Consider the following 21614-nt stretch of genomic DNA (forward strand, 5'->3'; position numbering starts at 1 on the left):
GGGAAGCACTCATGACGAAAAAAATCGTCTTTTTAGATGTAGATGGAACGCTAGTGAATTACGAAAATGATTTACCTGAGTCAGCCATCAGAGCTATCCAAGAGACACAAAGAAAAGGAAATTTAGTTTTTACCGTAACGGGTCGTAGTAAAGCCGAGATGTATCAAAATATATTGGACATTGGCTTTGACGGGTATATTGGCGGTAATGGGAGCTATATTGAGTTTAAAGACCAAGTGCTAAAAGAAGCGACCTTGACATTGGAAGACACAACTAAAATTGTTGATTGGCTAAATCAAAAAGGTCTAGAATTTTATTTAGAAGCTAACAGTGGATTATACGCTAGTGGATCTTTCGAAGAACGTGGTGAAAAAACGATTCAAGAGTATTCGCAACGAAAAGGAAAAGGGCAGACGACTGTTCGAGAAGTATTTCCAGAGATGTTTTTTGGCGCAGATTTATATCGAAATGATGTGAATAAAATCAGTTTTATCTTGGATAGTTATGAAAATTATTTAGAGGCAGTAGCAACCTTCCCAGAATATAAACTGGGGACTTGGGGTGGTGCTGGTGAAACAGCTTTGTTTGGTGATATTGCATTAAGTGGTATCAATAAGGCAGTAGCAGTAGATGAATTACTAACTTATTTGAATATTGCCACAGAAAATAGTTTTGCATTTGGTGATGCAAAAGTTGATATTCCGATGCTGGAGCATTGCGGTACTGGGATAGCTATGGGGAATGGCGGCCCAGAGATTAAAAAAATAGCTGATTACATTACAGAACCCGTTGATAATGATGGTCTTTGGTTAGCATTCAAGCATTTTGAACTAATTTGAGAGCAAGAAAAGACAGGTTCTGAATGAGATAGTTGAAAAAGAAAAGGGGAAAGACAAATGGGATTTAGAAAAGATTTTTTATGGGGTGGCGCAACAGCTGCTAACCAATGTGAAGGTGGCTATGATGAAGGTGGACGTGGATTAGCTAATGTTGATGTGGTACCAATCGGCGAGGATCGTTTTTCGGTTATTACAGGTCAAAAATCAATGCTTGAATTTGACGAAGAGCATTTTTATCCAGCAAAAGTAGCAATCGATATGTATCATCGTTATAAAGAAGATATTGCTTTATTCGCAGAAATGGGCTTTAAAACCTATCGCTTATCAATTGCTTGGAGTCGTATTTTTCCAATGGGTGACGAAAAGGAACCAAATGAAGAAGGTCTAAAATTTTATGAAGATGTGTTTAAAGAATGTCAAAAACATGGTATCGAGCCTTTAGTAACAATTACTCACTTTGATTGTCCAATGCATTTGATTAAAAAATATGGTGCGTGGCGCTCACGTGAAGTAGTTGGTTTCTATGAAAATTTATGTCGAGTAATCTTTAACCGTTATAAAGGATTGGTCAAATATTGGTTAACTTTTAATGAAATCAACATGATTTTACACGCACCGTTTATGGGCGCAGGTCTTGTTTTTGAAGAAGGCGAGAATGTTGAACAAGTCAAATATCAAGCAGCACATCACGAATTAGTAGCGAGTGCGATTGCAACGAAGATCGCACACGAAGTGGATCCGAACAATCAAGTTGGGTGCATGTTAGCAGCGGGCGCAAATTATCCTTACACATGTAAGCCGGAAGATGTTTGGGCATCACGTCAAGCAGATCGTGAAAATTATTTCTTCATTGATGTTCAATCACGTGGCGAGTATCCTGCTTATGCGCTAAAAGAAATGGCCCGTGAAGGCATCGAATTAAAAATGGAACCTGGCGATCTGGAATTACTGAAAGAACACACGGTAGACTTTATTTCCTTTTCTTATTACTCTTCTCGGGTATCAACAACAGATCCTGAATTATTAGAACAAACTGCAGGAAATATTTTTGCCTCTGTCAAAAACCCTTATTTAGAAGCAAGTGAATGGGGGTGGCAAATTGATCCATTAGGGTTAAGAATCACAATGAATGATATCTATGACCGTTATCAAAAGCCACTATTTATTGTTGAAAATGGGTTGGGCGCAGTAGATGAACCTGATGAAAACGGATATGTTGTCGATGATTATCGGATTTCTTATCTCGCTGCACACATCCAAGCCATGAAAGATGCTGTTGAGTTAGATGGTGTTGATTTACTGGGGTATACGACTTGGGGGTGTATCGATTTAGTATCAGCCGGAACCGGTGAAATGAAGAAACGTTATGGCTTTATCTATGTGGACCGTGATAACTATGGTGAAGGGACGTTAGCCCGTACGAAGAAAAAATCATTTGATTGGTATAAAAAAGTAATTGCCTCAAATGGTGAAGACTTAGCGAATGAATAATTAACTGAAAAGTCTATTGTTTTTGCGCCTTTTATTCGAGTATAATGTACATATTCGAAAAGGTAAGCAGAACAATAGACTTTTTTTGATGTTGGCTGTAAAGTAAGCTTACTTGATTTTAAACGGAGGAATGTACATATGTATGATGTAATTGTCATTGGCGCAGGACCTGCTGGAATGACAGCTGCCTTGTATGCTTCACGCTCAAATTTATCAGTGGTGATGATTGAGCAAGGTGCGCCTGGTGGTCAAATGAATAACACAGCAGAAATTGAAAATTATCCAGGATTTGAGTCGATTATGGGACCAGATCTCGCGTACAAAATGTATGAAGGTGTTTCAAAGTTTGGCACAGAAAATGCTTATGGAATCGTCCAAGATATAAAAGATCACGGTACGTACAAAGAAGTCATCTGTGAAGACAAAACGTATGAAGGCAAAACGGTCATTATTGCTACTGGCTGTGTCCACCGCAAACTAGGTGTTTCTGGCGAAGAAGAGTATGCAGGACGTGGTGTTTCTTATTGTGCGGTCTGTGACGGCGCATTTTTCCGTAACAAACGATTAGTTGTTATCGGTGGCGGCGATTCTGCAGTTGAAGAAGCAATCTATTTAACACAATTTGCTTCTGAAGTTGTAATCGTTCATCGTCGTGATGAATTACGTGCGCAAAAAATCATTCAAGAGCGCGCTTTTGCAAATGAAAAAATTTCGTTTGTATGGGATACAGTTGTTGATGAAATCATTGGCAATGAAATGGTAGTAACAGGTGTTAAAGCGCATAATGTAAAAACAGGAAATGAAGTAGCTTTGGCCGCTGATGGCGTCTTTATCTATGTTGGTCTTGATCCTTTGACAGAACCATTCAAACAAGCTGGTTTAACGAATGCGGCTGGTTGGATTCCAACTGACCAAGAAATGAAAACAAATATGCCTGGTGTTTTTGCTGTAGGAGATGTGCGTGAAAAAGATTTGCGCCAAATCACAACAGCAGTTGGCGACGGCGGGATTGCTGGGCAACAAGTATTCAAGTATTTAGAAACTTTAGAAGAATCTACTACACAAGCATAAACTTATTATGTTAACAAAATAAAAAAGCGCAATCAAAAGTGTATCCTCATTTTTGGTTGGGCTTTGTTTTTATTTGTTCAATGAAAATCCTAGTTGGTATCATTTTTTCTCGTTGTGTCTTTCATCTGATCTTCGTGAATGCTATACTAAAACAGAATTCATATTTTAGAAAGAGGTGTTATTTTCATGTCTTGGGAACAAGTTTATGAACAATGGGCAAACGAAGTGAACCTAGAAGAAAATTTAAAACAGCAATTAACTATATTGAGTCAGGATTCTAAACAATTAGAAGATGCTTTTTACGCGCCTTTAGGATTTGGTACGGCAGGAATGCGTGGTATTTTAGGCCCTGGTATTAATCGTATGAATATTTACACAGTCCGTCAAGCAACAGAAGGACTAGCACGTTTCATGGATGCACAAGATCCTGAAACAAAACGTCGTGGCGTAGCGATCGCTTATGATTCACGTCATCAATCACCAGAATTTGCGATGGAGGCTGCAAAAACATTAGCCAAACATGATATTCCATCTTTTGTTTTTGAAAGTTTACGACCAACACCAGAATTATCTTTTGCTGTTCGCCACCTGAATGCGTTTACTGGGATCATGATTACAGCATCACATAATCCTGCTGCTTATAATGGGTATAAAGTTTATGGCGAAGATGGAGGACAAATGCCACCTGCTGATGCCGACGCATTGACTAAATATGTACGTGAAGTCAGCAATCCGCTAAAAGTTGAAGTAATGTCAGATGAAGAAGTGGAACACAGCGGTCTGATTTCAATTATTGGCGAAGAAGTAGACAATGCTTATTTAGAAGAAATGAAAGCTGTAACGATCGACCACGAATTGATCGAAGAAATGGGCAAAGACTTAAAACTAGTTTACACACCTCTTCATGGAACTGGGAAAATGTTAGGTGAAAAAGCCTTAAAACAAGCTGGTTTTGAACAATTTGTGTTAGTTCCTGAACAAGCAATCCCAGATCCTGATTTTACAACGGTTAAATCTCCAAATCCAGAAGAACACTCTGCTTTTGAGTATGCAATCCGTTTAGGTGAAAAAGAAGGCGCTGATTTGTTGATTGCAACAGATCCAGATGCCGATCGCCTTGGTGCTGCCGTTCGTTTACCTGATGGTTCGTATGAAGTATTAACAGGAAACCAGCTTGGGGCAATCATGATTCAATATATCTTAGAAGCACATCAAGCAAGAAATACGATGCCAGCGAATCCAGCAGTATTGAAATCGATCGTATCAAGTGAATTACCAACTGCGATTGCGAAAAACTATGGTGCAACGATGTTCAATGTACTAACAGGATTCAAATTTATAGCTGAGAAAATCCAAGAGTTTGAAGAAGACCATTCACATACATTTATGTTTGGTTTTGAAGAAAGCTATGGCTATTTAGTTAAACCATTTGTACGTGATAAAGATGCAATCCAAGCATTAGTTTTATTGGCCGAAGTTGCTGCTTTTTACAAGAAACAAGGAAAAACATTATATGATGGCTTACAAGCTATTTTTGAAACATATGGTTATTATGCAGAAAAAACGATTTCTGTTACTATGAGTGGTCAAGAAGGATCAGCTAAAATCGCAGCGTTAATGGAAAAATTCCGTCAAGAAGCACCAACTGAATTCGCAGGTGCCAAAGTATTGCAGACAGAAGACTTCAAGAAATTAACGAAAACAGATGCAGCTGGCAATGTCGAAGCATTAACGACACCGCCTTCTGATGTCTTGAAATATATGCTAGAAGAACAAGGTTGGGTAGCAATTCGACCTTCTGGTACAGAACCAAAGATCAAGTTCTACATTGGAGTTAAAGGAAACTCACAAGACGATGCTGAAGCAAAAATTGCAGCTTACGAAGCAAGCATCCAAGCAATTACAAAAGACTAAGGAATTTGAGACTGACGGAAAAAGTGGTAAACTTTAGAAGTCAGTCTTTTTAGATAGTTGGAGGTGAAGCCTTTGTCAGAGGTTCAAGGAACAAAAATTGAAAAAATCAGTCAGCTATTTAAAATGTTAAGCGATCCAACACGTTTAAAAATTTTATTGTATCTAAAAAATGGTGAACAAAATGTCACAGCCATCAGCCAAGCTGTCGAAATGGAACAATCTGCTGTTTCTCATCAGTTACGGTTACTTCGAGAAAATAAAATCGTTCGTTCTCGCCGTGAAGGAAAAGCGATTTTATATGTGTTGGATGACTCCCATGTTTTAGATATCTTAGAGCAGACTGTGAAGCATGTGGAGCATGACTAAGTCAAAAAATTTTAACAGTCAGTTATTTCAACAATAAAGATCAATGAAGTTTTATTAGAAAAAAAGTGAACCTAAATCGTTAGTGGATTTAGGTTCGCTTTTTTTAGTGTGAAATAAAAATCAGTGAATCAATCGGAAGTTTCAGAAGTCTCTGTTCCGTAATAGCTGTGGTCTTCTAATTCAAGAGCATTTAAAATCAAGGAAGCTGTCTCTTCAATGGAAAGAGAGGCAACATTGATGACGACACATCCAAGCTTTTGGTAAAGATCATTTGCAAAATCTAATTCCGCACGAATTTTTTCAATATCAGAATAAGCAGTATCAGGATTTAATCCATAAGAACGCATACGTTCTTTACGAATGCTGTTTAAAATATCTGGATCATTAGTTAAACCTACAATTTTTTTAGGATCTACTTCCCACAATTGTTTTGGAATATGAGCTTGTGGAATCAAAGGCAAATTTGCAACCTTTAAATTTTTGTTGGCTAAAAATAAACTCAAAGGTGTTTTGGAAGTACGAGAAACGCCAAGTAAAACAACGTCTGCTTCTAAAAAACCACGAGGGTCTTTGCCATCATCGTATTTAACTGCAAATTCCATTGCTTTGATTCGTTTAAAATAGTTTTCATTCAATAAATGAAGTGCACCGGGTTGACGCGTGGGTTGAATCCCTGTTCGTCGTTCAATTTCAGCTACAGGTGGCGTCATGACATCGAAGCTGAACAATTCGTTTTCATCACAAAATGTTCGAGCTGTGTCGATCAATTCTTGATTGATCAAAGTGTGGAGCACGATAGCTTGCTCTGTCAATGCATCGTTTAATGCATTAAGCAATGTTTCTTTGTCAGTGACAAATGTTCGACGGAATAAGTTGAACTCAACACTTGGGTATTGAGCCATTGTTGCTTGTGCTAACTTGGTCGCTGTTTCGCCAGCGGAATCAGAGATGACAAAAAAAGTAACTAATTCAGTTGAATCTGAAGCCATAAGAAAAACCTCACTTGCTTTTTTTTTTGCTTTATTATACCATACTCTGGAACGCGTACTTCGTAATCATTTTGATTTGGAGGAAGAGAAATGAAAAAGCAAACATTAATTGAACAATCTTTGGAAACACTCAAAAATAACGGATTTAAATACACGAAAAAAAGAGAAGCCTTATTGACTTACTTGGTAAAGCGTAACCGCTATGTCTCTGCTAAAGAAGTCTTTGACTATATGAATGAAACATTTAAAGGTGTAAGTTACGATACGATTTACCGAAACTTACATGATTTTGCTGAGCTGGATTTATTAGAAGAAACAGATCTGAATGGAGAAATGAAATTCCGCTTTCATTGTTGTCAGGGAGAAATCGGTCATCATCATCATTTTATCTGTACCGTATGTGGAAAGACAAAAGAAATCCACATGTGCCCAATGAACTATTTTGAAGAACAACTTGGGGGATGCACGATTGAAGGTCACCGATTTGAAATCTTTGGACGTTGCGAAGATTGTCAATGATTCAATAAAATAAAATAACAACTAATAAATCGAAAAAAAAGAAAGAACCCCTTGACGGTCAAAAGAGCATTAGCTATAATGTTTAAAGGACAGTTTGTTTTTTGGGATAATTATTTCAATAGCACTACGGTTACTTTTTAAGCTCGGAGGGAGGGAATTAACATGTCAAAAACAGTCGTTCGCAAAAACGAATCACTTGACGATGCTCTTCGTCGCTTCAAACGTTCCGTGTCAAAAGCGGGTACTTTACAAGAATCTCGTAAACGTGAATTCTACGAAAAACCAAGCGTGAAACGTAAGAAAAAATCTGAAGCAGCTAGAAAACGTAAAAAATTCTAGTTCTTTGATGAATTGGAGCTGGTAGTGTGTCACTACTAAGTAGATTGAACGATGACATGAAAGCAGCGATGAAGGCAAAAGAGAAAGAAACTTTGCAAGTCATTCGTATGATCAAGTCATCAATACAAAACGAGCAAATCAAAGTAGGCCACGACTTGACGGAAGATGAAGAATTAACAGTGTTGTCTCGCGAGATGAAACAACGTCGTGATTCTTTACAAGAGTTTGAGCAGGCAGGACGCGATGATTTAGCTGATAAAGTAAAAGGCGAAATTGTAATTGTCGAAAAGTATATGCCAGAACAACTTTCTGATGATGAAATTCGACAACTTGTTCAAGACGCTATTGCACAAACTGGTGCTTCATCTGTTAAAGAATTTGGCAAAGTAATGGGTGTTATCATGCCTAAAGTCAAGGGAAAAGCAGACGGAAATCAAGTGAATGCAATCGTTAAAGAACTATTACAAGCTTAATTTTGTAATCTGAACCGCAGACAGAAATGTTTGCGGTTTTTTTCTGTCGTTTGAAGAAAACAGGGGGAGCAATTTCTCGTTTTTTATTTGCTATATAGTTTTCTATGAGTGTGGTAAAATAGACAAGAAATGAAAGAGATAAAGGAGATGTCTATTTTTGACAGAAGAGTCCATTTCTTTAGAGATTAGATTAACAGCGGCTGACGATGCCAGCTTGCTTTTTGGTGCACACGATAAACATATCAAGCTCCTAGAAGATGCAACCAATACTGTTATCAATACTCGTGGTGAAACAATTCAACTAATTGGGACAAATGAACAAGTGAAATTGGCTAGTTCAGTGATCCGTACACTACAAGAATTGATCAAACGCGGGATCCATATCAGTACACCAGATGTGGTAGCTGCGATAAATATGGGACGAAAAGGTACCTTAGATTACTTCATCGAGATGTATGAAGAAGAAATTGTGAAAGACAGAAATGGCAAACCTATTCGGGTAAAAAATAGCGGACAAAAGAAATATGTTGAGTCTGTCAAACACCATGATGTCGTGTTTGGTATTGGCCCTGCTGGAACTGGGAAAACCTTCCTCGCCGTGGTGTTAGCAATTGCTGCATTAAAAAAAGGCGAAGTCCAAAAAATTATCTTGACTCGACCAGCTGTTGAAGCAGGAGAAAATTTGGGCTTTTTACCGGGAGATCTGAAAGAAAAAGTGGATCCTTATTTACGTCCAGTTTATGATGCACTTTATCAAATCTTTGGATTAGAGCATACGAATCGTTTAATGGAACGAGGCGTAATTGAAATTGCACCTTTGGCGTATATGCGTGGTCGAACATTAGACGATGCGTTTGTTATTTTAGACGAGGCACAAAATACGACTGTGGCTCAAATGAAGATGTTCTTGACTCGTCTTGGGTACCAATCAAAAATGATTGTTAATGGAGATACTAGCCAAATCGACTTGCCAAGAGGGACGATGAGTGGTTTAGTTCATGCTGAACGTACGTTGAAGCAAATCAAAAAAATTGATTTTGTTAATTTTGAAGCCAGTGATGTTGTCCGACATCCAGTAGTTGCTGAAATTATTCAAGCGTATGAAAAAGCCGATCTTCATCAAGAATAAGCTTTGCTTAGGAGGATAAGCACATGTTGAATAAAACAATCCGGCAACTGCAGGCAAAATTAGGAAAAGCATTTTTGCCTTTGCTGTTAGCTGTGTTTTTTATAATCATTTGTGGGGTGACTTTTAGTAGTGTCAAACAAAAAGCAAATGATTTTAGAGAAGGACAAGTAGCTGAAGAAAGTATTCGTGCAACCAAAACGATTGAGAATACAGAAGAGACCGAGCAAAAGAGAAAGTTGGCAGCCGAAGCAGTCACACCAGAGTATACTTATCAGCAAGATTTGGCAGCTGATCAAAATGATCGAATCAAGCAACTATTTGATTTGATCAATAAAACAAATGATGCAATCGATAAGGCGTATGATGAAAAGGTCAAAAAGGCCAGTGATGATGCGAATATTCCCAAACCAACGATTGATGAAAGAATTGCAGCACTAAAGAAAAATTTCGAAACAGTAAATGTAGAGGATGTTGCATTTTATCAAAAATTACCTAGTAATTTTTACACGCTCATTTTCGGTATGACGGAAGATGAATTGTCGACTGTTCGTGATGAAAGTCTGAAATTGATTGATGAACAAATGAGCAAACAAGTAAGAGAAAGCGATGTTGACACATTCAAGCAAGAAGCACAAGATAAAATCCAATATCTCAATGTTACTTCTGCGCAACAACAAGTATTGAATTATTTAGTAGATCAAGGAATCGTAGTAAATGATGTACTTAATGAGAAGAAGACGGAAGAACTGAAAGCGAACGCACGTGAAGCTGTTCAGCCAGTGATGATTTTCCAAGGAGAAATCATTGTACGTGAAGGGAATCAAATTGATGCAGCTGCAATGAAAAAATTGGAATTGTTGGGATTGACCAATCAAACAACTTCGATCTTTCCGTTAGTTGCAATGATTTTAGCTGTGCTTCTGCAGATTATTGTCTTAGCCTATAATTCATTGCAATTTCAAGACTCAGACAAACGGACAGAATACGTCTTGTTCTATGTAACAGCAATGTCTTTAAGTATTATTATGATGAAGTTTTTCCAGTTATTCCAAACAGAACAAGCAACTTATATTCCACTGTTTTACCCGGCGGCGTTTACACCACTGGTCTTAAATTTCTTCCTTAATCGAAGAGCGGGGATTATGGCGGCACTTTTCCAAGCTGTATCAGCGTTATTTATCTATTATGGTTCTATTGGGACAAATACCTTAACCGTGTTGTTGGTTTCCTATATATTCTCAGGTTTGATGGGGACGATTGTTCGGCGACAACGAATTTCTGAACAAGGTATGCCCGCTGTTTTGTGGGTAATTGTTTTCCCAACACTGATGAATATTATTTTGATTGTTTATCAAGGCATGAGTTTTAGTGATGGAACGACTTGGTTGACTTTGGTTTGCGGAGTAACTGGTGCATTGTTATCTTTCTTATTAACAATGGGGTTACATCCTTACATTGAATTAATGGTGACAGATGATAGTGTGATCGTCTTAAATGAGTTGAGCAATCCAAATCATCCATTATTGAAACAATTACTAGAAGAAGCGCCAGGTACCTATCACCATAGTATGATGGTGGCGAATCTAAGTGCAAATGCGGTAGCAGAAATCGGTGGACGTTCGTTATTAACTCGAGTGGCTTGTTACTATCATGATATTGGAAAAATCAAACATGCTAGTTTTTTTGTTGAAAATTTACCGTCTGGGGCGGAAAATCCCCATAACTTCCTGTTGCCAGAAGATAGCAAACAAATTATTTTTGGTCATGTGACAGATGGTGCCAAAATTCTAGAAGAATATGGTATGCCTGAAATGGTCATTGATATTTGTAATCAACATCACGGGACAACATTGATGCGGTATTTTTATGTAAAAGCAAAAGAACGTAACCCAGAAGTCACAGAGGAACAGTTCCGCTATCCGGGACCAAAACCACAAACAAGAGAAGCTGGAATCGTCAATATTGCTGATAGCTGTGAAGCAGCTGTACGTGCAATGGATCATCCGACAGGTGAAAAAATCGAACAATTTGTTCATAATTTGATTGCAGAACGTATTGCAGACGGTCAGTTAGACGACACTGGCTTAACATTGAAAGAAATTCGTAAAGTTGAGAAATCATTGATCAGTGGATTAAGTAGTACGTTCCACTCTCGGATCAAGTATCCAAAAATGAAATCAGAAGCTGAAAAATTAAAAGAAGAACAAGCACGAACACAAGAATAATCAAAAAAGTGAGTAAAGAAAGAAGCGATGACTAATGGATATTACATTCATGGATGAAACAAACAAAGTATCTGAGGAGAAGATACAAGAAATCAATGAACTACTCCAGTTTGCAGCTGATTATTTAAAACTACCTGAAGAAACAGAAATGTCAGTGACATTCATGGACAATGATGCGATTCAAGTAATCAATCGTGATTATCGAGGAAAAGATGCGCCAACTGATGTTATCAGTTTCGCTTTAGAAGAAGAAGGCGAAGATGAAATCCCAGTTATTTTTGAAGATGGCGAGAATCCAATGCCGCGTGTCCTTGGCGACATCATGATCTCGATCGAACGAGCTGCTGAACAAGCCGAGTCCTATGGCCATTCATATGATCGCGAATTAGGTTTCTTAGCAGTACATGGTTTCCTACACATTAATGGATATGATCATATGACACCTGAAGACGAGAAAGAAATGTTTGGGCTACAGAAAGAGATATTGGATGCTTATGGACTTAAAAGATAAACAAGTTGAAAAAAATAAACATTTCATGACTTCAGTGGAATTTGCTATCCAAGGAGTAAAAACGGTTTTTGATGAAGAACGCAACATGAGAAAACATGTTGTGTTCGGCATCTTTGCATTGATTGCTGGCGCTTTTTTTCAACTGAGTCAGAATGAATGGCTGTGGTTGTTTTTAGCTATTTTTTTAGTATGGATCGTTGAAATTTTAAACACTGTTTTTGAAAATGTTGTCGATATGTTTACGGACTTTCATTTTCATCCGATTGGAAAGAAAATCAAAGACATGGCTGCCGGCGCTGTTTTATTGACGGCTTGCTTTGCAGTAATCGTCGGTTTGATTTTATTCGTTCCCAAAATCTATCAATTATTTTTTTAAAGAAAAAGGAGAAACCATATGCCAGAACATAAATCAGGATTTGTTGCCATTGTTGGACGCCCTAACGTTGGAAAGTCAACTCTTTTGAATCGCATCGTTGGCCAAAAAATTGCCATCATGAGTGACAAAGCACAAACAACTCGAAACAAGATTCAAGGTGTTTATACGACACCAGAAGCACAATTGATTTTTATTGATACACCAGGAATCCATAAACCAAAACATCGCTTGGGTGACTTTATGGTGGAAGCAGCTTACAGTGCATTGAAAGAAGTCGATGCTGTATTATTTATGATCAGTGCGGATCAAAAACGTGGACGTGGAGATGACTTTATTATTGAACGACTAAAGAATGTGACATCACCGGTTTATTTAGTAATCAATAAAATTGATAAGATCCATCCAGATGAGTTGCTAAGTATCATTGAAGATTATTCTTCACAGATGCCATTTGCTCAAGTAGTACCAATTTCTGCAACTGAGGGAAACAATGTGGATCGTTTGATGGAAACTTTAGTGGATGAAATGCCAGAAGGTCCACAGTATTTCCCAGAAGATCAAATAACGGATCATCCAGAATATTTTGTTGTTTCAGAACTGATTCGAGAAAAAGTACTTGTATTGACTCGTGATGAAGTCCCTCATTCTGTGGCAGTTGTTGTTGATTCAATGAAACGCAATGAGAATGATAAAATCCAAATTCAAGCAACCATCATTGTTGAACGTGATAGCCAAAAAGGGATCATCATTGGCAAAGGTGGAAAAATGTTGAAACAAATCGGTACAAAAGCGCGTAAAGATATTGAAAGCCTACTCGGGGATAAAGTTTTCTTGGAACTTTGGGTAAAAGTGCAAAAGGATTGGCGTGATAAAAAAGTCTATCTCCAAGACTTTGGTTACCGTAAAGACGAATACTAAAATCAGTAAAAAAGAAACGGATCTGGACAGGTAGCAATACTTTTTCCAGATTTCTTTTTTTGAGGAGGGGAATCGATTGAGTCAATTGGTTGAATCAAAAGGTTTGATTATTTCTAGTCGAAATTATAAAGAAAAAGATAAATTGGTCAAGATTTTTACAGAATCAGCGGGAAAAATGATGTTTTATGTCAAAGGCATCCATCGACAAAATCAACCATTAGCGCCTGCTATTCGACCATTTACTCAAGCTGTTTATATTGGCACATTTAAAAGTGATGGTCTATCTTTTATTACGAGTGTCAAAGATGTTCATGCCTATCGGAAAATTCAAGAAGATATTTTTTTGAGTGGTTACGGGACTTATTTGTTGAATTTGGTTGATGCAGCAATTGAAGATCATCAATATGATCCAAATCTTTTTCATTTTACACAACAAGCGCTGGAAAGAATGGATCAAGGTGATGATGCAGAAATTATCACCAATATTTTTGAAATTCAAATCTTACAACGATTTGGAATTGCACCTGTCTGGACACATTGTGCAATCTGTGGTGAAACGCAAGGAAAATTTGATTATTCTTCAAAATATGGTGGCGTGATTTGCGAACGTCATTGGTCGCTTGATCAAAGAAGATATCATGCGGATCCTCGAGCTGTTTATTTTGCACGTCTGTTTTCTGCTCTTTCTTATGAAAGAATCAATGGCATCCATTTAAAAGAAGACACAAAACAAGCGATTCGTCAGTTGATTGATCAACTTTATGAGGAATATGTGGGCATCCATCTTAAAAGTAAGAAGTTTATTGATCAAATGAAATCGTGGGAACATGTGCTCAAACCATTAGAGAAAAAGGAAGATTCTTCAGCAACTGAACAAGAAAAAGGAGATGCAGAGTCCGAGATATCTTTGCCAGTTGATCCGACAGAAAATGAGTGAGCCAAGCAAACGAAGAAGATAGATTTAATTGATTATCAAAAAAATTTGACAAAAGAGTAATGAAACGGCTATTATTAACCGTAGATAAAATAGTACGTTGATCAAGAAGAGTAAAAAATACGTGGGTAAAAGCGAGTTCGGGAGAGTGGGAGCCGAATACGATCGATTTTTGAAGTGGCACTTGGGAGTACGTGAAACGAAGCTGCCGAATATTTATTCGGAAGTAGGGTGGAACCGCGAAGTTATTCGTCCCTATGTCTGTAGTCAGACATAGGGACTTTTTGTATTTTTAGGAGGAAATCAAGATGCAATTTGACATGGAAATTCCGGCAACAGAGTTTAAAGAAAACCAAATCAAAGTTCTTTCAAGTGTCGCATTAGCAGTCAGTGTTGTTGATGATCAAGAACAAGTGAAAGAAAGCTTTACCACCAGACCAGAAGAAACAATTTATTCAATTGCTGCACAATTAGCTGAGACAGACGTTGTTCGTGTGAAGTTGATTCCGGGTTCAGTCGTCGCATTTTATCCAGTCGTGCAAGCTTTGTAAGAAATGAAAGGGGTACTATACTATGAGCAAAAAATTAAGCGTTCAAGACATGATTTTAACATTACAAAAATTTTGGGCATCAAATGGTTGTATGCTAATGCAAGCCTATGACACAGAAAAGGGTGCCGGAACAATGAGTCCTTATACATTTTTACGCGCCATTGGACCAGAACCTTGGAATGCGGCTTATGTGGAACCTTCACGTCGTCCAGCAGATGGTCGTTACGGTGAAAATCCAAATCGTTTGTATCAACATCATCAATTTCAAGTAGTAATGAAGCCTTCACCAGAAAATATCCAAGAATTATATTTAGAAAGTTTGCGTTTATTAGGGATCGATCCATTAGAACACGATATTCGATTCGTTGAAGATAATTGGGAAAATCCTTCAATGGGTTGCGCTGGTGTTGGTTGGGAAGTTTGGTTAGACGGAATGGAAATCACACAATTTACGTATTTCCAACAAGTAGGTGGCTTACCTTGTAAACCAGTGACTTCAGAAATCACTTACGGTTTAGAACGTTTAGCATCTTATATTCAAGAAGTGGAAAGTGTCTATGATCTTGAATGGTCAGCAGGCGTAAAATATGGTGAGATTTTCAAACAACCTGAATATGAACATTCAAAATATTCATTTGAAGTCAGTGACCAAGAATTATTGTTACAAAATTTTGATCGTTTTGAAAAAGAAGCGAATCGCTGTATTGATGAAAACCTTGTTCATCCAGCATATGATTATATTTTAAAATGTAGTCATACATTTAATCTACTTGATGCGCGTGGTGCTGTTTCAGTTACAGAACGTGCTGGATATCTTTCTCGAATCCGAAATATGGCTCGTGCTGTAGCAAAAATCTTTGTTGCGGAGCGTGAAAAATTGGGGTTCCCACTATTGAACAAGAACACAGCAAATCCAGAAACAGTTAAGGAGGCTGAATAAGATGGCAAAAGACTTATTATTGGAAATTGGACTAGAAGAAATGCCTGCTCATGTGGTCACACCAAGCATGAAACAATTAGAAGAAAAAACAGCAAAATTTTTAGATGAACATCAATTAACTTATGATTCAATCGAAACATTCTCAACACCGCGCCGTTTAGCAATCAAAGTAATAAATGTTCCTGAACGTCAAGCAGATAGTGAAGAAGAAATCAAAGGACCTGCTAAAAAAATCGCATTGGATGCTGATGGAAATTGGTCAAAAGCTGCTGAAGGATTCGTTCGTGGTCAAGGGCTAACAACAGATGATATTACTTTTAGAGAGTTAAAAGATGTGGAATATGTTTATGTGACAAAATACACTCATGGGAAACCTGCAATCGAAGTTTTAGCTGGGCTGGCAGATGTAATTAAAAGTTTAACTTTCCCTGTAACAATGCACTGGGCAAATTTTGATTTTGAATATATTCGACCAATTCATTGGATCGTCGCTTTGTTAGACGATGAAGTCATTCCATTTAGTGTGTTAGATGTTGAAACAGGGCGTGCTTCTCGTGGACACCGTTTCTTGGGTGAATCCATCACTTTTGATCATGCAAAAGAATATGAAGAAAAATTGAAGGAGCAATTTGTTATTGCTTCACCACAAAAAAGAGAAGCAATGATTGTTAGTCAAGCACAAAAATTAGCAGAAAAAAATCATTGGGTGATTGATCTAGATCCAGAATTACTTGAAGAAGTAAATAACTTGGTCGAATACCCAACTGTTTTTGCTGGTGACTTTGAAGAAAAATATCTTTCAGTACCAGAAGAAGTTTTGGTCACGTCAATGAAAGAGCACCAACGTTACTTTGAAGTTCGAAATGAAGAGGGAATGTTATTACCTCACTTTATTTCTGCTCGTAATGGGGACGCTGTAAAATTAGACAATGTGATCAAAGGAAATCAAAAAGTGTTAACTGCACGTTTAGAGGATGCTGAATTTTTCTACAATGAAGATAAAAAAGTCTCCATCGCAGAAGATGTAGAAAAACTAAAATCAGTTACTTTCCATGAAAAAATCGGTAGTATCTATGAAAAAATGCAACGTGTTCAAATCGCTGCACGCATTATTGGAGAAGAAGTCGGTTTGTCTGAAGCAGAGTTAACAGACCTTCAACGCGCTGCTGAAATTTATAAATTTGATTTAGTGACGAATATGGTCGGTGAATTCCCTGAGTTACAAGGAATCATGGGTGAAAAATATGCGTTACTTCAAGGTGAAAAACCTGCCGTTGCGAAAGCAATTCGTGAACACTATATGCCAATTTCAAGCGAGGGAGACTTACCAGAATCCGTTATTGGTTCTGTCTTAGCTGTGGCAGACAAGTTAGATAGCATCTTTTCTTTCTTCGCCGTAGGAATGGTACCAAGTGGATCAAACGATCCGTATGCTTTGCGTCGCCAAGCTTATGGTGTGGTTCGTATCGTAGAAGCAAAGGGATGGAGTTTCCCATTAGCTAAACTACAAGAAGTCATTGATGCAGAAATTAGCAAAGATCTCACACGTTTTGGCATTGACTTAACAAGTGGCCAAGGTGAAGTTCTTTCATTTATCAAAGGACGTCTACGTCAATTGTTAGTCACGAAAGAAATTCGTCATGATGTGATTGATGCGGTATTGAATGCAGAACAAAACGATTTAACAAAAGTCTTCAGCGCAGCACAATTATTCAAGGAGCATTTGAATGATTCGGATTTCAAACCTTCAATGGAAGCTTTGACGCGTGTCATCAACTTAGCGAAAAAAGCAGAAACAACAGAAGCTGGTGTAGTAGATCCAGCATTGTTTGAAAATGAAGCAGAAACAGCCTTGAATGAAGCGGTGAATGAGTTGAAAGCTAATTTTGCAACACAAACGTTGGGTGAAAGCTATGAAAGCTTAGTTGAATTACGTCCATTGATTGAGAAATATTTTGATGAAACAATGGTTATGGCAGAAGACCAAGCAGTACGTGCTAACCGTTTATCGCAATTGAAGGAAATTGCATTTATGGCATTATCTTTGGCGAGCTTGGATAAGATTATGACAAAATAAGGTTGTGAAAGAAGTGCCCAACTTCAATAAATAAGAATAAATTTTCGAAAATTGCTTCTCAAATTTTTGTGAAATTTAGGCTTATTTTGAAGGAGTTACTTCTTAAACACCGTGAACAAGGTTGTGATGCCAATCGTTCAGCTTTGAAAAAATAATGAGTAACAGACAAAGCAGCTTGCAATATTTTGAAGAGTACTTATACTTTTTCAAAAGTATATATAGTTGTTAGACCTGAGATAATGAGAATTGTCTCAGGTCTTTTGTATTTGAAGCTGTAAACGATATTACCTGATTTTTGCCAACTGGTATCAGTCTGGTACTTTTCTTAAATTAAAAAAAATCCTTGATAATACTGATAATAGACTATTTTTTTGAAAAAAAGGTTTGACAAAAAAGAAAAATATTTTTATTCTTGTCATGTGGTTATAACCAGTTAGAGAAAGGAAAAACAAATGGAGAGCTCAGGAAAAGGAAAATCTTTATACTATCAACTTGTTGATGTATTAAAAGATCGGATTGAAAAGCAGATGACAGCACATGATCAACTGCCATCTGAACGAGAATTATGTCAACATTACGGCGTTAGTCGTACGACTGTTCGCTTAGCTTTACAAGAATTAGAAACATTAGGCTATATTTATCGTCGCCATGGCAAAGGAACATTTGTATCCGACTTATCTGTGAAGTCATCCAACTTAGCAGGCGCATATAGCTTTACAGAGGCAATGAAAGAATTAGGCAGATTACCTAAGACAGTGATTTTAGAATTTCGTCAAATGGAAGCAACAAAAAAAATCGCCCAGGCGTTGAATATAACGCTTGGTGAACCAGTGTTTAAAATCAAACGGTTACGTTTGGCAGATGCAGAACCATTAATGGTTGAACGTTCGTACTTACCAGTTAAATTATTTATGAATTTAGATTTACCCTTACTTGAAAGTAAACCCTTGTATGATGTCTTTTCGCAAGATTACGATCAAATCGTCCAGTTTGCAGATGAAGAATTTTATGCAAGCATTGTGCAAAAAAAAGATGCCGATTTATTACGCATTGCAGATAGTGCCCCTGTATTACATTTGATTCGGTCGACATACAATCACAAAAATGAAATTATCGAATATACAGACAGCGTTGCCAGAGCAGATCAGTTCCATTATAAAATCCGGCACGTGCGCAGTCATTAAGGAGGAAGTCAAATGCTTGAACAAAGAAAAGAGTTGGAAGAACGAGGTGCAGCAATCACAGCTGGTGAAATTCAACAGCAACCAGAATTATGGCAAGAAACAGTTGCAATCTTGAAAGAAAAAAAGGAAGAGCTCAAAGCATTTTTTGAAAAAATGAACGAATCAGCAAAAGGAAAACGTATTCGAGTAATTTTCACTGGAGCTGGAACGTCTCAGTATGTGGGGGATACGATTGTTCCTTATTTAAATGGACATGGTGATACACAAAAGTTTATTTTCCAAAGTATTGGAACCACTGATATTGTTGCTGCACCACAAGATTATTTGATTCCTGAAGAGCCCACATTACTTGTATCGTTTGCACGCAGTGGAAATAGTCCCGAAAGCTTAGCGGCAGTTGATCTCGCAAATCAAGTCGTTTCGACGATTTTTCATTTATCGATTACTTGTGCAGCAGAGGGAAGTTTGGCTAAAGCAGCAGAAAAGGATCCAAAAAACTTTTTATTATTGATGCCTGAAAGAGCCAACGATGCTGGTTTTGCAATGACTGGAAGTTTTACTTGCATGATGTTAAGTGCCTTATTGATTTTTGACCGAACAGCGGATGAAACGAAGGAGAAATATGTAACCGTTTTATCTAAAGTGGGTGAGAACATCTTAAGCAGAGTATCGGAGATTAAGGAATTGATTTCGCCAGATTTTCAAAGAATTGTTTATCTAGGATCAGGTAGCTTAGCAGGATTGGCAAGAGAAGCACAACTGAAAATTTTAGAATTAACTGCGGGAAAAGTCGCTACTAGTTTTGATTCTTCCATGGGCTTTCGTCATGGTCCTAAGTCATTCGTGAACGACGAAACGCTCGTTTTTGTATTCGTTAATAATCATCCTTACACACGAACCTATGATTTAGATATTTTGGAAGAAATTCACGGAGATAAAATTGCGAAACAAGCAATTGCGATTGCCCAACCTGGAAAGACAAACTATTCTGGTCAAACTTTTCAAATGGAAGAAACGGAAACTTGTTTACCTGATGGCTATTTGTCTTTAGCGATGATCTTAGTTGGCCAGTTGATCGCGTTGTGGACCTCAATCAAGATTGGGCACACACCAGATACACCTTCGCCAAGCGGAACCGTTAATCGAGTTGTTAAAGGAGTAACGATTCACAACTATCCTGAAAATATAGAGAAAAGAGGAGATAATAAGTGAACTTGACAACAGAAAAACAAGCAGCAATGAATCGATTATCCACAGAAACAGGGAAAATCAGTGCATTAGCAATTGATCAACGTGGCGCACTGAAAAAAATGATGCATGCACTGGGGATGGATGCAACAGCGGAACAAATCAGCGAATTTAAGACGCTCGTTTCAAGTGAGCTAACACCTTTTGCTTCAGCCATTTTGTTAGATCCAGAGTACGGGCTCTCTGCAGCGAAAGCTCGTGATGAACAAGCGGGTTTATTATTAGCTTATGAAAAAACGGGTTATGATGCAACGAAACCTGGTCGACTACCTGATTTACTCGAAGATTGGTCTGCTCTACGTTTAAAAATAGCGCAAGCAGATGCTGTCAAATTTTTATTGTATTATGACGTGGATGAAGACCCAGCAATCAACCATTTAAAACATGTTTTTGTTGAACGCTTAGGAAGTGAATGTGCCGGAGAAGATCGCCCCTTTTACTTAGAATTGGTTTCCTATGATGCAACAATTACAGATAGTAACTCAATCGAATATGCGAAAATCAAACCCCATAAAGTCATTGAGATGATGAAAGAATTTTCACAACCAAATTATAAGGTAGACGTACTAAAAGTCGAAGTGCCAGTCAACATGAATTATGTTGAGGGTTTTGCTACTAATGAAACATGTTATACACAAGTCGAAGCGCAAGAATTCTTTAAGGAACAAAGTGAGGCAACAAGTTTACCATTTATTTTCTTAAGTGCTGGAGTGTCAACGAAATTATTCCAAGAAACACTGGTCTTCGCTCGTGAATCTGGTTCAGCCTTTAATGGTGTTCTTTGTGGTCGGGCAACTTGGAAAGACGGTGTAAAAGCTTATGTTGAGAACGGTCGAGCAGGCGCCATTGATTGGTTGCAAACAACTGGTCGAGCAAATATCGAGGAATTAAATGAGGTTGTGGAACGAACAGCAACCCCTTGGTATGAAAAAGCATAGCCGCTTTAATTTAACCAAGAAAAAGTAAGCGGTTTCGTTTGCTTTTTATAATGGCATTACTTATTCAAAAACAGAAGGGAACGAAGAAAAATGGCAATTATTGGCGTACGAATTGATGGCAGACTGATTCATGGACAAGTAGCAAATTTGTGGACAACAAAACTAAATATCACACGAATCATGGTCGTAGATGATGAAGTAGCGACAAATGCAATCGAAAAAAGTGGTCTTAAGCTTGCTACACCAGCTGGAGTAAAGTTAAGCGTGTTACCAGTAGAAAAAGCAGCAGCTAATATTTTAGCTGGTAAGTATGATTCTCAACGACTACTGATTGTTGCGAAGAAGCCAGATCGTTTATTAAAGTTAGTTGAGTTAGGTGTTCCTTTGACAGAAATCAATGTTGGGAACATGTCTCAAACAGATGAAACCCGTTCCATTACTAAGTCAATCAATGTTGTTGATGAAGATGTATCTGTATTTAAAAAATTAGCAGCTAAAGGAGTACATCTGATTGCTCAAATGGTTCCAAGTGACAAGGCTGAAGACTTTATGAGTCTGTTAACAAAATAGGAGGAATAATTC

At 37.7% G+C, this 21614-nt stretch carries 22 protein-coding genes; 21 read left to right on the forward strand and 1 reads right to left on the reverse strand.

Going from position 1 to position 21614, the window contains the following annotated elements:
- The first annotated feature begins 11 nt into the window (after positions 1 to 11).
- From AC4BD1_RS03160 to AC4BD1_RS03180, 5 genes are all read left to right on the forward strand, one after another.
- A complete protein-coding gene (locus AC4BD1_RS03160) occupies positions 12 to 839 on the forward strand; it encodes a Cof-type HAD-IIB family hydrolase (RefSeq protein ID WP_206909728.1) in 828 nt (275 codons plus the stop codon).
- Between the two features lie 57 nt (positions 840 to 896).
- Positions 897 to 2330: a 6-phospho-beta-glucosidase gene (locus tag AC4BD1_RS03165; RefSeq protein WP_206909730.1), complete on the forward strand. Its 1434-nt coding sequence runs from the start codon at positions 897 to 899 to the stop codon at positions 2328 to 2330.
- 138 nt (positions 2331 to 2468) lie between these two features.
- Positions 2469 to 3401 carry a thioredoxin-disulfide reductase gene (gene trxB, locus AC4BD1_RS03170; protein ID WP_206909733.1) on the forward strand — a complete coding sequence of 311 codons (933 nt, stop codon included), beginning with the start codon at positions 2469 to 2471 and terminating at the stop codon, positions 3399 to 3401.
- Between the two features lie 186 nt (positions 3402 to 3587).
- On the forward strand, positions 3588 to 5315 hold the full coding sequence (locus AC4BD1_RS03175; RefSeq protein ID WP_206909735.1) for a phospho-sugar mutase: 1728 nt from the start codon (positions 3588 to 3590) through the stop codon (positions 5313 to 5315).
- A 123-nt stretch (positions 5316 to 5438) separates the two neighbouring features.
- Complete coding sequence (locus AC4BD1_RS03180; protein WP_370629926.1) at positions 5439 to 5681, forward strand: ArsR/SmtB family transcription factor; 243 nt, start codon at positions 5439 to 5441, stop codon at positions 5679 to 5681.
- Between the two features lie 128 nt (positions 5682 to 5809).
- On the opposite strand, the gene AC4BD1_RS03185 is transcribed toward AC4BD1_RS03180, so the two are convergent.
- Positions 5810 to 6670, reverse strand: a complete 861-nt coding sequence (locus AC4BD1_RS03185) for a pyruvate, water dikinase regulatory protein (RefSeq protein WP_206909736.1) — start codon at positions 6668 to 6670, stop codon at positions 5810 to 5812.
- A 90-nt stretch (positions 6671 to 6760) separates the two neighbouring features.
- Between AC4BD1_RS03185 and AC4BD1_RS03190 the strand changes: the two genes are divergently transcribed.
- From AC4BD1_RS03190 to AC4BD1_RS03265, 16 genes are all read left to right on the forward strand, one after another.
- Entirely contained in the window at positions 6761 to 7189 is a 429-nt protein-coding gene (locus tag AC4BD1_RS03190) for a Fur family transcriptional regulator (protein ID WP_067483869.1), read from the forward strand.
- Positions 7190 to 7351: 162 nt separating this feature from the next.
- Entirely contained in the window at positions 7352 to 7528 is a 177-nt protein-coding gene (gene rpsU, locus AC4BD1_RS03195; protein ID WP_002356740.1) for a 30S ribosomal protein S21, read from the forward strand.
- A gap of 26 nt (positions 7529 to 7554) precedes the next feature.
- Complete coding sequence (locus AC4BD1_RS03200; protein WP_206898463.1) at positions 7555 to 8001, forward strand: GatB/YqeY domain-containing protein; 447 nt, start codon at positions 7555 to 7557, stop codon at positions 7999 to 8001.
- A 157-nt stretch (positions 8002 to 8158) separates the two neighbouring features.
- Positions 8159 to 9130: a PhoH family protein gene (locus AC4BD1_RS03205; RefSeq protein ID WP_206909738.1), complete on the forward strand. Its 972-nt coding sequence runs from the start codon at positions 8159 to 8161 to the stop codon at positions 9128 to 9130.
- 23 nt (positions 9131 to 9153) lie between these two features.
- Positions 9154 to 11355, forward strand: coding sequence for an HD family phosphohydrolase (locus tag AC4BD1_RS03210; RefSeq protein WP_490485798.1), 2202 nt, complete (start codon positions 9154 to 9156; stop codon positions 11353 to 11355).
- A 34-nt stretch (positions 11356 to 11389) separates the two neighbouring features.
- Complete coding sequence (ybeY, locus tag AC4BD1_RS03215) at positions 11390 to 11866, forward strand: rRNA maturation RNase YbeY (RefSeq protein ID WP_206909742.1); 477 nt, start codon at positions 11390 to 11392, stop codon at positions 11864 to 11866.
- Positions 11850 to 12242, forward strand: coding sequence for a diacylglycerol kinase family protein (locus tag AC4BD1_RS03220; protein WP_206909744.1), 393 nt, complete (start codon positions 11850 to 11852; stop codon positions 12240 to 12242). Before ybeY ends, AC4BD1_RS03220 begins: the two co-directional genes overlap by 17 nt.
- 18 nt (positions 12243 to 12260) lie before the next feature.
- A complete protein-coding gene (gene era / locus AC4BD1_RS03225; RefSeq protein WP_067483882.1) occupies positions 12261 to 13160 on the forward strand; it encodes a GTPase Era in 900 nt (299 codons plus the stop codon).
- 76 nt (positions 13161 to 13236) lie between these two features.
- Entirely contained in the window at positions 13237 to 14097 is an 861-nt protein-coding gene (recO, locus tag AC4BD1_RS03230; RefSeq protein ID WP_490485799.1) for a DNA repair protein RecO, read from the forward strand.
- A 305-nt stretch (positions 14098 to 14402) separates the two neighbouring features.
- Entirely contained in the window at positions 14403 to 14645 is a 243-nt protein-coding gene (locus AC4BD1_RS03235; RefSeq protein WP_206909748.1) for a hypothetical protein, read from the forward strand.
- A gap of 22 nt (positions 14646 to 14667) precedes the next feature.
- Positions 14668 to 15585 (forward strand): glycine--tRNA ligase subunit alpha, encoded by a 918-nt coding sequence (glyQ, locus tag AC4BD1_RS03240; protein ID WP_206909750.1) that lies wholly within the window; start codon positions 14668 to 14670, stop codon positions 15583 to 15585.
- 1 nt (position 15586) lies between these two features.
- Positions 15587 to 17662 carry a glycine--tRNA ligase subunit beta gene (glyS, locus tag AC4BD1_RS03245; RefSeq protein WP_206909752.1) on the forward strand — a complete coding sequence of 692 codons (2076 nt, stop codon included), beginning with the start codon at positions 15587 to 15589 and terminating at the stop codon, positions 17660 to 17662.
- 452 nt (positions 17663 to 18114) lie between these two features.
- On the forward strand, positions 18115 to 18846 hold the full coding sequence (locus AC4BD1_RS03250; RefSeq protein ID WP_206909754.1) for a GntR family transcriptional regulator: 732 nt from the start codon (positions 18115 to 18117) through the stop codon (positions 18844 to 18846).
- Between the two features lie 12 nt (positions 18847 to 18858).
- The gene (locus AC4BD1_RS03255; RefSeq protein ID WP_206909756.1) at positions 18859 to 20058 is read left to right on the forward strand and encodes an SIS domain-containing protein; all 1200 of its coding nucleotides are present in this window, start codon (positions 18859 to 18861) and stop codon (positions 20056 to 20058) included.
- A gap of 2 nt (positions 20059 to 20060) precedes the next feature.
- Positions 20061 to 21032, forward strand: coding sequence for a tagatose-bisphosphate aldolase (gene lacD / locus AC4BD1_RS03260; RefSeq protein WP_490486011.1), 972 nt, complete (start codon positions 20061 to 20063; stop codon positions 21030 to 21032).
- Positions 21033 to 21122: 90 nt separating this feature from the next.
- Entirely contained in the window at positions 21123 to 21602 is a 480-nt protein-coding gene (locus AC4BD1_RS03265) for a PTS sugar transporter subunit IIB (RefSeq protein WP_490485800.1), read from the forward strand.
- Positions 21603 to 21614 lie beyond the last annotated feature (12 nt).

The sequence above is a fragment of the Enterococcus sp. DJ147D b genome (assembly GCF_058216655.1).